The sequence below is a fragment of the Akkermansia massiliensis genome (assembly GCF_023516715.1).
In the GTDB taxonomy this organism is placed as follows: domain Bacteria; phylum Verrucomicrobiota; class Verrucomicrobiia; order Verrucomicrobiales; family Akkermansiaceae; genus Akkermansia; species Akkermansia massiliensis.
In genome coordinates this window covers 131,443-144,688 of record NZ_JAMGSI010000002.1, presented here as the reverse complement: position 1 = coordinate 144,688, position 13,246 = coordinate 131,443, and the positions used below count along the sequence as shown (strand labels likewise).

Below are 13,246 nucleotides of genomic sequence, written 5' to 3'. Positions count from 1 at the left end.
CGGGAAATAATTGGATGGGCAAATCGTCCTGTTTTTAGCAAATTCGTTGCTAAAGAGTCATGGATGCCGCTTGCAGGATTGCCCCGGAAATTTCAGAATTAATATTTTGATTGATATGGAAGGCAAGCCGCGTAAATTAAACTATGATGAAGAAAGCGCATCTATTGTTGATTCTGTGCAGTTTGCTTTGCGGGGCGGCGGGGGCGCAGAGCCGCCCGGCCACTCCGCCGAACATGGTGGTCATTCTGGCGGACGACCTGGGGTACGGGGATTTGGGCTGCACGGGGTCCAGGCAGATTAAAACGCCTTCCCTTGACCGGCTGGCGAAGGAGGGCGTGTTCTGCTCCCGGGCGTATGTAACGGCGCCGATGTGCTCCCCCTCCCGCATGGGGCTGCTGACGGGCCGTTTTCCGAAGCGCTACGGCATTACTACGAATCCCAATATCCAGGTGGATTACCTTCCGGAGTCCCATTACGGGCTGCCCCAGACGGAGAAGCTGATTCCGGAGTATTTGAAGCCTTGCGGGTACCGGAGCGCGGTGTTCGGCAAGTGGCATCTGGGCCACACGCAGGGGTATACGCCGCCGGAACGCGGCTTCACGCGCTGGTGGGGGTTCCTGGGAGGTTCCCGGTCTTATTTTCCCGTGAAGAAGGAGGCTGAAGGCCTGAATCCCTCCATGATTGTGTCCAATTTTACGGATAAGACGGATATTACCTACCTGACGGACGATATTACGGACAGGGCGGTTGAGTTCCTCCAGGAGTCCAACAAGGATAAAAAGCCGTTTTTCATGTTCGTTTCCTACAATGCTCCCCATTGGCCCAACGAAGCCAAACCGGAGGACATCGCCAAATTCAAGAACGTGCAGGACAGGGAGCGCCGGATTTATTGCGCCATGGTGTATGCGATGGACAAGGGAATAGGCCGCATTCTGGATGCCTTGAAGAAGAACGGTCTGGAAAAGGACACGATTGTCGTGTTCCTGTCGGACAACGGCGGCGCTCCGGAAGCGTCTTCCTGCAACGCTCCTTTCCGGGGTGCCAAGAGGCAGCATTTTGAGGGGGGCGTACGCGTGCCTTTCATCATCAGGTATCCGGCGGACAAGCGGCTGATTCCCGGAAGCGTCTGCAAGCAGCCCGTTTCCACCGTGGACCTGCTTCCGGCCCTGCTGAAGGCAAACGGACGTCAAATCCCCAAGAAACTGGACGGCATGGATATTCTGGAGCTGGTGGCGAACAGGGGAACGCCTGTTCCGCGCACGTTGTTCTGGTGCACGGATTATACGTCCGCCGTGCTGGACGGGGATATGAAGTACCTGCTGGTGCCGGACCGCGCTCCGCAGTTTTACAGCGTTACGGATGACCCCCAGGAGCAGAAGGATTTATATTTTTCCAGGCACCAGGATGCGGATTCCCTGGCCAGGAAGCTGGGAACGTACCTGACCACGACGCCCGCGTGCCGTTTCCCGGACAGCATCAGCTGGTCCGCCAAGCTGATGAGGGAGTACGACAAGGCCACCCCGGACAAACAGCCTGAATGAGGCCGCATTGGGTCTCGCCGGGGGCCCTGCGCTGCGGTCAATACGCAGCGGCGCCTGCCGGCAGGGTAGCGGGGATGCGGAACCGTCCCTTTCCGCCGCGCGGCATGGTTGCCATTCCCGTGGCTGCCCCTATCCCGCTGCGGATAACCGGGCTGGATGGAGGCCGGGTGGGATCAAACGCCCTGGTTTGGACTGGAACGTTCCGTTGACCGGTACGGGACATGGTTTTCATGGTCCCGTTTTTTCGTTAAAAAAGCGCCTTATTTCAGGCGCTTGGGTTCCGCGATGCGGAGGATATGTTCACCGGGAAGGGCCAGATTGCCCTTGTCCCGAGCGATCATTTCAAAATAATGGGGGTCCTGGGAAATCCAGATGAATTCGTTTTTAGCCTGTTCCATCTGCTCCCTGGATTTTTCCAGATGCGCCTGGAGGAAGGAACGTTCATGCTCCAGAGAGCGCAGGTCCTTCCATGGCTTGAAACACACCAGGGAAAGCAGCATGGTCAGGCACAAGGCCAGGACGATGGCAAAGAGGCGGAGAGCCCTCTGGACGATCAGGGCACGTTTCTCCCGGCGGATTTCAAGCTCCGCCAAGGTAAAACGATGGTAATAGCGGCGTCTCCAGAGCATTCTTTGCAGTTAAACAAAACATTTTTGATCATAAAATGTGGATTTTGCCACCATAAACTGCGTCATCTCCCAGCTCTTCTTCAATTCTAAGGAGCTGGTTGTATTTGGCCATGCGGTCGGAACGGCTCAGGGAGCCGGTTTTGATTTGCCCGGCATTGGTCGCTACGGCAATGTCCGCAATGGTGGCGTCTTCCGTTTCCCCGGAGCGGTGGGAGATGATGGCGGAGTATTTGTTGTCCTTGGCCAGTTCCACCGTGTCCAGCGTCTCCGTCAGGGAGCCGATCTGGTTGACCTTCACCAGCACGGCGTTCGCCACATGGCGGGAAATGCCCTGGTTCAGGAATTCCACGTTCGTTACGAAGAGGTCGTCCCCCACCAATTGGGTATTGTGGCCCATGGCTTTGGTGAGCTGTTCCCAGCCCAGCCAGTCGTTTTCCGCGCAGCCGTCCTCAATGGAGATGATGGGGTATTTTTTCTGGAGCTCCTGGTAGTAGGCCGTCAGTTCCTCCGCCGTTCTGCCGCGGCCGTCCGATTTCTTGAAGACGTACAGGTTCTGAGAAGGGTCGTAGAATTCGGAGGAAGCCACGTCCAGGGCAATGAAGATGTCCGTGCCCAGCGTGTAGCCGGCGCGTTTCACGGCCTGGGCGATGCATTCCAGGGCGTCATCAGCGGATTTCAGGGAAGGGGCAAAGCCGCCTTCATCCCCCACGGCGGTGGACAGGCCGCGGTCGTGCAGCACGTCCTTGAGCGCATGGAAGACTTCCGCGCCGTAGCGCAGGGCTTCCCGGAAGGTGGGCGCGCCCTTGGGCATGATCATGAATTCCTGGAAGTCAATGGGGGAGTCCGAATGAGCGCCTCCATTGATGATGTTCATCATCGGGACGGGAAGCACCTTGGCGTTCGGGCCGCCCAGGTATTTGAAGAGGGGAAGATTGAGCTGGATGGCGGCGGCCTTCGCCACGGCCAGGGAAACACCCAGGATGGCGTTGGCCCCCAGGCGGGACTTGTTGGGCGTGCCGTCCAGGTCGATCATGATTTTGTCAATGGCCGGCTGGAGGGTGGCATCGTGCCCGGAGACTTCCGGCGCGATGATCTTGTTGATGTTTTCCACGGCCTTGAGAACGCCCTTGCCGCCGTAGCGCTTGGCGTCCCCGTCCCTGAGCTCCCAGGCTTCATGCTCCCCGGTGGAGGCTCCGCTGGGGACGGATGCGCGTCCGATGGCTCCTCCGGCCAGGGCCACGTCCACTTCCACGGTGGGATTGCCCCGCGAATCGATAATTTCACGGCCGCGGACGTCGATGATTTCCAGTTCGTTCATGATCATAAGATTTTTTATTGTCTTTTTTGGACCATGGAACGGCTTTTTTCGTTCCAGGGAACCACGTCATGACCGTGAAAATTCCGGGTTCAAGCGCGAAACTGACGCAGAACGGCGGCGATGTATTCAAGAGTCTCCGGGTCTGAAATGCCGCCGGAAAAGTAAAACGGCCTTCCGGAAGGCTGGGGCACGGAGATGCGGCAATAGTCCGTCTTTTCCCCTCCCTTGCGCTCCATCATGATCGGGGCCTGCGCGGGAAGGAGAAAATCCCATGTGCTCCCCACCGGACCAATGCCCCGGAAAAGAGACGCTTTACCCGGTTCCACCCGGAGAACGGCTTTTCCCAGCATCATGTCAACGCAGAGGAAGATGATGAAGGCTTCCGTGACGGCAAAGAAGGTGGTGAAGACGGGCAGCGCGAAGTCCGTTTTCCCCGGCCCGAAGGACAGGAGGACGAGCACCAGGGTGATGATGCCCCAAACCACGGCCAGTCCCGTGTAAAGAAGTATTTTGGTAAAGGAATGCCTGTAGGTGAGCGTGACTTTTCCATGGGCGGATGTTACCGTCAGATGCCTGGAAGGGGCCGCAGGCACATCATGGAATTCATGCTCCCGGACCAGGGACGTCCAGGGGGTGGAAAGTCCGCAGCTGCTGCAGGTGACCGTGTCCCGGCGGTTGTCCACATCCGCCGCGGAAAAGGGAGTGCCGCATCCGGGACATTTGAATTGTTGAAGGCTGGAGGGCATAGGGGACGGCTTGCTGCCTGTCCGCAGGCTACCACAGAAGACGGGAAGCCGCCAATTCCTTTTTAGGCGCGTCTCCGGAAGGGCCTTCCAAGGGGGATTCCGCATGGGTTCCGCAGCCTCTCATACGGGAATTCCCCCTTGTGCGGCGCATAGCCTCCATGTAGGATGGCGCCCATGATTGAGAGCAGGCGGCAGTTGAGGGAAAGGATTGAGGCGTTGGCGGAACCGGAGTTTCAGAAGTTCTCCGCTTCCCTGATTCCCGGCGTCAACCGTCTGCTGGGCGTTCGCCTCCCCGTTCTCCGGAACCTTGCCCGCGAGGTGGCGGGGGGGAATTGGCGGGAGCTGCTGGAAAATCCAGCCGTTGACCCGTATGCGGAGGAAGTGATGCTGGACGGCATGCTGATAGCGCTGGCGCGCATGGAGCCGGAAGAGCGCCTGGAACAGGTCGCGCGCTTCGTGCCCCGCATGGATAACTGGGCTGTCTGCGATACTTTCTGCACCAGCCTGAAGTTTTGTAAAAAGCATCCTGCCCTGGTCTGGGAGTTCATCCAGCCGTATTTAACGTCCGCACGGGTCTATGATGTCCGCTTTGCCGTGGTGATGATGCTGGCCCATTTCATTACGGAGGATTACGTGGAGCAGGTGCTGGCCCTGCTGGATGGCGTGCGGCATGAGGATTATTACGTGGGCATGGCGGTGGCCTGGGCGGTTTCCGTCTGTTACGTGAAGTTCCCGGCATTGACGCTGGAGTATTTGAGGAATTCGTCCCTGTCCGATTTCACTTACAACAGGGCCTTGCAAAAAATTATTGAATCCCTGCGTGTTAGCCGGGAAGACAAGAGTTTGATGCGGAGCATGAAACGCAAATAGGCAGCGGCTCCCTGTCCGCGCGGAGGGAACCGCAGGAAAAGGGGTGTGCGGAGATAGTGACGCACGGAGGGGAGCCATGCCGGAACGGGGCCTTGATTCCTTCCCGTGGAGGGTATGGAATGAGACACTTACTATTAAAACCATGCCTAATATTAACGATAACTTCCTCAAGCTGCAGGCGGGATATTTGTTCCCGGAAATAGGGCGCCGCGTGAATGCGTTTGCTGAGTCCCATCCGGAGGCGGCCAAAAGGCTGATCCGCTGCGGCATCGGAGACGTGACGGAACCGCTGCCCATGGCGGCCATTGAAGCCATGCACGAGGCGGTGGACGATTTGTCCACCCATGAGCGCTTTCACGGCTACGGTCCGGAGCAGGGCTATTTCTGGCTGAGGGAGGCTATCGCCAAAAAGGCCTACCAGGTCCACGGCGTGCATGTGGAAGTGGATGAGATTTACGTGTCTGACGGCGCCAAGTGCGATACGGGCAATATTCTGGACATTTTCGGGCCGGGCAACAGGATCGCCGTGCCGGACCCGGTTTATCCCGTGTATGTGGATACCAATGTGATGGCCGGGAATACCGGGGATTCCAGCGCGGACGGTTCGTATGAGGGACTGGTGTACCTCCCCTGCACGCCGGAGAACAATTTTGTGCCGCAATTGCCGGATGAGCATGTGGATTTGATTTACCTGTGCTTCCCGAACAACCCTACCGGGGCCGTGGCTTCCCGGAATGAATTGCTGAAATGGGTGGAGTATGCCCGGGCGAACCACGCCATTATTTTGTACGATTCCGCGTATGAGGCATTTATACAGGATTCCGCCGTTCCCAAGTCCATTTTTGAAATTCCCGGCGCGCGGGATTGCGCCATTGAGTTCCGCTCCTTTTCCAAGCAGGGGGGCTTCACGGGGGTGCGCTGCGGCTACGTGGTGATTCCCAAGGAGCTGCACGGCCATGATTCCGGGGGGAACAAGGTTCTCATCAGCCAGCTGTGGAGCCGCCGCACCAGCACGAAGTTCAACGGAGCTTCCTACATCGTCCAGCGGGGAGCCGCGGCCCTGTTTACGCTGGAAGGCATGGCGCAGACCGCCGTGCTGATCAGCCATTACCTGGGGAATGCCGCGCTGCTGCTGAATGCCTGCCGCCAGGCGGGCATGCGCGTGTGGGGAGGGGAAAACGCCCCGTATGTCTGGGTGCAGTGTCCGGACGGCCTGGATAGCTGGCAGATGTTTGACAAGATGCTGTATGAGGCGAATGTGGTCATTACGCCCGGTTCCGGCTTTGGTTCCAGGGGGGAAGGGTTCTTCCGCATTTCCGCATTCAATTCACGGGAGAACGTGGATGAGGTCTGCCGCCGCATCCATGCCCTGTTTGCCAGATAAGGAGGCGTTCCCAGGCAGATTTTGTCAGGCCGCAGTGCGGGAAGCACTGCGGCTGCGCGCATGATTGTGATGGGGAAAGCCGCATGGAGGCTGTTCCTGCCTAGGATGGCGTAATCCGTCCGGTTTCAGAGGAAAGCCGTCCGGCGCCCGGAAGCGGAGCTTGTTAAGGTCGGCGGAAACGCTCGCCAGGGCGGAGAAAATGAGAGAACTGCATGAGCTCCTCTGGCGTTGCAGGGAACGGCCTTTGCCGGAGTGCCTTTGTTCATGGGAGAAGAAGGAGAGCATTCTGGCTCAATGGCCCGGATAGACCTGTTTCCAGGTTTTGCCTTCGTCCGTGCTTTCATAGATGCCTTTTTCCGCGTACAGGGTAATGTGCCTGTTGTTCGCGGTGTCAATCAGCAGGTTGAAGGCGGCTCCCCAGTCTTCCTTGTCGGAACGCTTCTGCCAGTTTCTGGCGTTGCGTTCGCTGGAGTACACGCCCTTGCCGTCCAGCGGGACGGCGAGCATGAAGGTATCGTCCAGGCGGCGCCTGTCGATCGCCAGCGTGGGCTGCGTGACGGGCAGCCCCTGGAGCACGCGGTTCATGGTGCGGCAGTCATTGAAGGAGGTGTAAACGCCCTGGGTGGAGAAGACGTAGAGCTGGTCTGCGGCGCGGGTGTCGTACACCAGTCTCAGGAAGCCCGCTCCCTGCACTTCGTTTTTCTGGTTCCATTTCTTCCCGTTGTTGGTGGAGATGAAGATTTTGCTGGTGTTGGCCTTGCGGTCCGCCGTCACGGCTCCAATCCTGCCCTGGGCGGTCGTATGGAAGCCGACGTTGGTGACGGGTTCCCCCACCAGGCCCACGTTGTTCCAGGTGTCTCCGCCGTCCGTGCTCATGAAGAGTCCGGCGCGGTCCGAACCGGCGATGATTTCCCGCGGATTCCGGGGATTGACGGAGATGAGCTCCCCGGCAATGAAGGAGATGGGGGACGGGTCCACTTTTACATCCGGGTTGGCGACGGTCCACGTTTTACCCATATCCTTGCTGCTGAACAGGGCTCCTCCCTGGGAGGTCGGGGCCAGCAGGAACATTTTGTCCCCGGCAAGCGCCATGGAACGGACGGTTTTGACGCCCCTGGGCAGTGTGAGGGGCTTGCGGGCGTAGGTTCCGTTTTTGCGTTCCAGCAGGTCCGCCCCGGAACGGTAGCGCGCCACCGCCAGATCCGGGGAGAGCAGGGAATAGCCGATGATTTTTCCGGCAGGCATGGCGGCGGTTATCTTGTGCGGCTGGAGTTTGACGGGTTTGATGGAGATTCCGTCCATGGCGGCGGAGAAGATGCCCTTGCCCTTGCCCGGAATGGTCCTGAACGTGATGCCGGCGATGGCTTCCTCCTTCATCGGGATGATGCGCTGCATGCCCATTTCCCATTTTTTCATGTCCGGGGAGGTGAAGCAGGTGAATTCATTGCCGCGCCGCATGATGCGCACCCAGGAGTGGTCCTTGTTCAGGGTGAAGGTGGATTGGCGCCCCGTTCCGTAGTCGCTGAAGTCCGCGCTGCACCGGAGGCCGCGGCCCACAGTCCGGAAGACGGCGATTTCATCGTCGTAGTTGGTGGCTCCCGTGTCCTTGCGCACCATGATACCGGCCCAGCAGTCGTCCCCGGTGTCCAGCGCCTTGTCGCTGATGGAGCTGATGTGGGCTGTCAGCATGAAGTCACCCTTGATTTTTTTGCTGACCAGGTATTCCCCTTCCCCCACGAAGCGAAAGGCGTTTCCCGCGCCGCTGATGGAGTGGGGCAGCCCCGGTTCCCCGCGCAGCATGGCTTCCCAGCCGGGGGTGATGCGGCTCTGGGAATGGACGGGGACGACGGGGGTGTCCACCGTATGGGAACCGTTGTAGAAGACGCGCGCCCACAGTTTGTTTTCTCCGTCAAAGAGCATGAGGGGAGCGGTGAAGGGGGCTGCGTCCGCGGCGGCGGCCAGCTTGGCGCCGTTGTAGTATTCCACCTTGTTCACCCGTCCGGAGGAGATGGCTGTTTTCAGCACGCGTTCCGGTCCCTTGCCGCCCACTTCCAGCCTGGCTTCCGGTATGTCCGCCCGTTTGGGGCGCATGAGGCTGGCGAGCGGTATTTCCTCCATGGGGCGGTTGCCATACTGCCAGCCCACCCACGCCACGGTGAATTCGTGTTCCGGCTTTTTCTTGAAGTAGGTCAGCTTGATGGGAGTGACGCCTTTTTCCAGAAAGACGGAGGCGCGCTTTTCCGACGTGCTGTGCAGTCCGTCGTTGTCAATAACGGTTTTTCCGCCGACGTCCAGGCGGCTTCCGTCACAGGTTTGGAGGGCGAAGGTGTAGGCCCCCGTCTGGGGGACGACCAGGAAGCCTTCATATTCAAAGGCGAATCGTCCTTCCCTGGCTCCGCGCAGGGCCGTGTCAAATCCATGGGAGACGCCGGTCCGCAACGGCTTGGAGAAGTCCAGTTCCGCCAGTTTGGACCATCCGTCCTTGTTTTCCAGGTATTTGTATTCCAGTCCGCTGGACAGGTCTTTTTTGCCGGGCAGCCTTTTGAGGGGAGTTTCCGCAGCGGCCTTGGCGAGTTTCAGGGTTTTCTGCTGGTCAAAGATGTCCGTGATGGTGAGCCTGACGAAGCATTGGGGGATGTCCCGGGGGAGCGCGACAGCTTTGGTGCGTACGTGCGGGATTTGTTCCTCCACCGTGTAAATGGGAGTTCCGGAGTATTGCGGATTGTCAAAGACCTCTATCTTGTACCCGAACTGCGGGGAGGACGTTTCCGCCAGCGTCCAGTCCACGATCACCTGGCTGCCGTCGTGGCGCGCGTTGCCTTCCGCCGCGATGGCGTCCATCACGGGCTTGTCCGGCTGGTTCAGCTTGAACGTGTGCTTGCGGCCCGGCTCCAGGTTTCTGGGAAATTGCCTGTTTTCCGTATAGGACATGGTCAGGATGGAGTCGTTTTCCGTCTGGTGGACCGTCCAGCCGCTGTATTTCATGCCTCCTTCCTTGGGAACGTTGATGGAAACGGTATCACATTTTTCCCACGCGCCGTTGTGCCTGTAGAAGCCCTTGCCGCGCCACAGTTCCCTCTGCTTGCGGCCCCCGTGCCCGAAGTCCTCCAGAAAGCCGCCGTTCCCCTTGAAGCCGGTGGCCGCATAGGGAATGCGGAAGGTGGCGATGTGGTGCCACCGGTTGCCGGCCTGGTCTTTCATCCACCAGCCGGCGTAGCATTCCTTCCTGGCTTCGTCCGCGCCCCAGGTCCGCATGAGCATGGTGTACCACTGCTTGGTCTTGATCCACGGGACGTCGCGCCCCCCGGCCTTTCCGGAAGCTCCTTCACCCACGTATTGCTGGGCGTAGACGTGCGGATTGACGTACACGTTGCGCACCTGCCGCCCTTCGTAAACGGGAGCGGGCCAGAAGGACCATACGGTGGAGGGGCGGTAGGTTTCCAGGTTCGTGTTGTCGTTGGCGTTGGCCGCCACGCCGGCATAGAAGTAGCCGCCCTTGGGGAACATGTCCAGGTTCCAGCAGGAAAAGTAGGTGGATTCCGGCCAGTAGGGGTAGAGCAGGTCCACCATGATGATGTCGGAACCGGCTTTTACTTCGTCACCGTACCAGCTGGCGGAAACGGGAAGCGTTAAAAGAAGCCACAGGGAGAGCAGGAATCTGGTCATGACGATGAAGAGGGGAAAATTTGCAAAAACGTGGAACCGTTCCATTTATCATGAAAAGGGGGGCGTGCGCCAGCTTCAAATGAAATAACGTCATCCCGGTTTTGTCAGCGGATGGGATGACGGCGTCTCCATGGCGCACTCGGTCCTTGCTCCTGTTTGTTTGTGCGGAGTAGGTTTTGGAACATGATCCCGCAGGTGCGCATGAGTTCTTTTTTCCGGCTGGCCGTTGTTTCTGCGTGCTGTTCCTGCCTGCTGGCTGCTGCGGGGACAAGCCGGGGGCAGGAGAGGGAAACGGCTTCCGCCCCGCCGGAGCCGCTTTCCTGCGTTCATGCTCCGGATGGAAGGGTAACGGTGCGGGGTACGGCCATGGGAACGGTGTTTACGGTGCGCGCCTATCCCGGGCACGGGATGGATGCGGCGCAGACGGAGAAGGCCTGCATGGAGTCTCTTGCCTGCGCCGTCCGCTGGGAGAAGGTGATGTCCGCCATGGATGCGGGGAGCGGTCTGGCCCGGTTGAATGCCGCGGAAAACGGCGTTTCCGTCCCCGTTTCCCTGGAGCTGGAAAAGGCTCTTCTGCTGGCCCTGGATTATGCCCGGCTGACAAAGGGCGCCTTTGACCCCACGCTCGGTCCCTGTATCCGCCTGTGGAAGAAGAGCCGCCGCCACGGCGTTCTCCCGTCCGGCGGGGAACTGGAACGTGCGCGCCGGGCGTCCGGATGGGAAAAGCTGTACGTTGGCAAGGGGGCCGCGGTCAAAACGGTTCCCGGAATGAGGGTGGACCTGGGAGGCATGGGCAAGGGGTTTGCCGTGGACCGGATGGCGGAGATTTTGAGAAAAAGAGGAATCCGTTCCTTCTTTATTGACAGCACCAGCGACGTTATGGCCGGCGCCCCCCCACCGGGGGAGCGGGGATGGCGGCTGCTGGTGGATGAAGGTAATGGGAAGAATACGGTGCTGCTGTTGAGCCATGCCGCCGTCTCCACCTCCGGGAGCGCCCGCCAGATGGCGAAGATCGGCGGTGCGGAGTATTCCCATGTGCTGGACCCCCGCACGGGGCTGGGCATGACGGAGGGCAGGCAGGTGAGCGTGCAGGCGCCTTCCGCGGCGCTGGCGGATGCCCTGGCGACGGCGGGGAACGTGATGCGTGAAGAGGATTTCCGCTCCCTGGCGGCACGGTTGCCGGGAGTGTCCGTCCCGGCTTTTTTCCGGAGTTCCTCACGTTTTGCGGAAGGAACGCAGGAACAGGATGGCGCACGGAGGCCGAGATAGACAGCATGATGAAAGAAACGGGGGAGCGGACGCGTTTTTTAAGGTACACCTCCATAGACCATTTATGAAATTGTACCGTTTTTTCCTGCCTGCCGTGCTTGGCGCCGCCGTATCCTCCTCATTTGGCACGGAGTTCCCGAATCCTTATCCGGCTCCCCCTCCCGGCGTGCGCCTGACTCCTGAAACCCCGCTTTCCCCCTCCGTCAACGGCGCCCGCATTGTTGGCGCCACTCCCGGCGCGCGGGTGCTGTTCCAGGTTCCCGTTTCCGGGGAGCGTCCCATGAAGATTCAGGCGGCTGGGCTTCCCTCCGGCCTGAGGATGGATTCGCGCGGGCTGGTTACGGGTACCGCCCCGGCGAAGAAGGGGGAATACAAGGTGAAGATCCAGGCTTCCAACAGGCATGGAAAAGATGCGAAGGAGTGGATTCTGAAGGTGGGGGATGAGTTGTGCCTGACCCCGCCCATGGGTTGGAGCAGCTGGTATTCCTACAGTGAGGCCGTGGGGCAGGAGAATGTGCTGAAGACGGCCCGGCTTTTTGTGGAGCGGGGGCTTGTCAACCATGGCTGGACCTATATCAATATTGACGATTGCTGGCAGGGCGAGCGAGGCGGACGGAATTTCTCCATCCAGCCCAACAAGCGCTTTCCGGACATGAAGGCCATGTGCGATTCCATTCATGCCATGGGGATGAAGGCGGGCATTTATTCCACGCCCTGGATGGGGACGTATGCCGGGTTCATCGGAGGAAGCTCGCCCAATGCGAAGGCGGATTACGGGGAAATGGCCATTCCGGAGAAGGACCGCAAGCAGAAGAATCAAATTTTCGGGAGTTACCCCGGCGTGCATCGCAGGAAGGCGGACCGTGTAGGCGCCGTCTGGCTGTTTGACCGTGACGCCAGGCAATGGGCGGACTGGGGGTTCGATTACGTGAAGGTGGACTGGAACCCCAATGACGTGCCGACGACGGAACGCATCCGCCAGGCTCTGGACGATTCCGGGCGGGATATTGTGCTCAGCATATCCAATGCCGCCCCGTATAAACAGGTGGAAGAGCTGGGGAAGCTGGCCAATTTGTGGAGGACGACGGGGGATATCCAGGACCACTGGGGCAGCGTCAGCGGCATCGGCTTTTCCCAGGAACGCTGGCAGAAGCACATGCGCCCGGGCCACTGGAATGATCCGGACATTCTCCAGATCGGGAAGCTGGGCAAGCCCAACCAGCCCAATACCACGTTTGTCCAGACGCAGCTGACGCCGGATGAACAGTACACCCATGTGACCCTGTGGTGCCTCCTGTCCGCTCCGCTCATCATTTCCTGTGACCTGGAGCATATTGATTCATTCACGATGGGGCTCCTGACCAACGACGAGGTGATTGCCGTGGACCAGGACCCTGCCGCCCGTCCCGCCCGCAAGGCGTGGCACCGAGGGGATTTCCAGGTCTGGACGAAGGAGCTGTCCGACGGTTCCCTAGCGGCGGGGTTTTTCAATACCGGGAAAGAGAAGGGCGTAGTGAAGGTGAACCTGAGGGAGCTGGGGCTCTCCGGCGCGTATGAAGCCAGGGACCTCTGGAAACGCGCCGACCAGGGAACGGTGAAGGGAGATATGGCCGTGGAGTTGAACAGCCATGGAGCGGCCATGTTCCGGTTCAGCAAAAAGAATTGACGGCAGGGGCAGGAATGGATGCTTTCAAGGACGGCATCCTTTTTTGCCGGCCAGCGGGTCCGTGAATGCCGCGTTTTACCGCCTGTCCATTATTATAGGAATAAAGGGTGAAATGGATAGCCGGCTTTGCAAGGATAGCCTGATGGGGCGGCGGCTT

The 13,246-nt window shown here is 59.5% G+C and carries 9 protein-coding genes; 5 read left to right on the top strand and 4 right to left on the bottom strand.

Annotation, left to right across the window (positions count from 1 at the left end):
• Positions 1 to 143: 143 nt before the first annotated feature.
• Positions 144 to 1,541: a sulfatase-like hydrolase/transferase gene (locus M8N44_RS08335; protein WP_102728680.1), complete on the top strand. Its 1,398-nt coding sequence runs from the start codon at positions 144 to 146 to the stop codon at positions 1,539 to 1,541.
• Between the two features lie 260 nt (positions 1,542 to 1,801).
• Here the strand turns inward: M8N44_RS08335 and M8N44_RS08330 are convergent, their stop codons facing one another.
• From M8N44_RS08330 to M8N44_RS08320, 3 genes are all read right to left on the bottom strand, one after another.
• The gene (locus tag M8N44_RS08330) at positions 1,802 to 2,170 is read right to left on the bottom strand and encodes an FtsB family cell division protein (protein ID WP_022197005.1); all 369 of its coding nucleotides are present in this window, start codon (positions 2,168 to 2,170) and stop codon (positions 1,802 to 1,804) included.
• Between the two features lie 28 nt (positions 2,171 to 2,198).
• Positions 2,199 to 3,488 carry a phosphopyruvate hydratase gene (eno, locus tag M8N44_RS08325; RefSeq protein ID WP_102721326.1) on the bottom strand — a complete coding sequence of 430 codons (1,290 nt, stop codon included), beginning with the start codon at positions 3,486 to 3,488 and terminating at the stop codon, positions 2,199 to 2,201.
• Positions 3,489 to 3,577: 89 nt separating this feature from the next.
• On the bottom strand, positions 3,578 to 4,234 hold the full coding sequence (locus M8N44_RS08320; RefSeq protein ID WP_102728681.1) for a hypothetical protein: 657 nt from the start codon (positions 4,232 to 4,234) through the stop codon (positions 3,578 to 3,580).
• Between the two features lie 174 nt (positions 4,235 to 4,408).
• Here M8N44_RS08320 and M8N44_RS08315 point away from each other — a divergent pair, with 174 nt between their 5' ends.
• Together M8N44_RS08315 and M8N44_RS08310 are read left to right on the top strand one after the other, a co-directional pair.
• The gene (locus M8N44_RS08315) at positions 4,409 to 5,104 is read left to right on the top strand and encodes a DNA alkylation repair protein (RefSeq protein ID WP_102728709.1); all 696 of its coding nucleotides are present in this window, start codon (positions 4,409 to 4,411) and stop codon (positions 5,102 to 5,104) included.
• A 142-nt stretch (positions 5,105 to 5,246) separates the two neighbouring features.
• The gene (locus M8N44_RS08310) at positions 5,247 to 6,488 is read left to right on the top strand and encodes an LL-diaminopimelate aminotransferase (RefSeq protein ID WP_022398138.1); all 1,242 of its coding nucleotides are present in this window, start codon (positions 5,247 to 5,249) and stop codon (positions 6,486 to 6,488) included.
• Positions 6,489 to 6,779: 291 nt separating this feature from the next.
• Here M8N44_RS08310 and M8N44_RS08305 read toward each other — a convergent pair whose 3' ends face one another.
• On the bottom strand, positions 6,780 to 10,154 hold the full coding sequence (locus tag M8N44_RS08305; protein WP_180975220.1) for a DUF3472 domain-containing protein: 3,375 nt from the start codon (positions 10,152 to 10,154) through the stop codon (positions 6,780 to 6,782).
• Positions 10,155 to 10,355: 201 nt separating this feature from the next.
• On the opposite strand from M8N44_RS08305, the gene M8N44_RS08300 reads away from it, so the two are divergent.
• Together M8N44_RS08300 and M8N44_RS08295 are read left to right on the top strand one after the other, a co-directional pair.
• Complete coding sequence (locus M8N44_RS08300; protein ID WP_180973643.1) at positions 10,356 to 11,423, top strand: FAD:protein FMN transferase; 1,068 nt, start codon at positions 10,356 to 10,358, stop codon at positions 11,421 to 11,423.
• A 64-nt stretch (positions 11,424 to 11,487) separates the two neighbouring features.
• Positions 11,488 to 13,089 (top strand): glycoside hydrolase family 27 protein, encoded by a 1,602-nt coding sequence (locus M8N44_RS08295; protein ID WP_180975221.1) that lies wholly within the window; start codon positions 11,488 to 11,490, stop codon positions 13,087 to 13,089.
• The last annotated feature ends 157 nt before the right edge of the window (positions 13,090 to 13,246 follow it).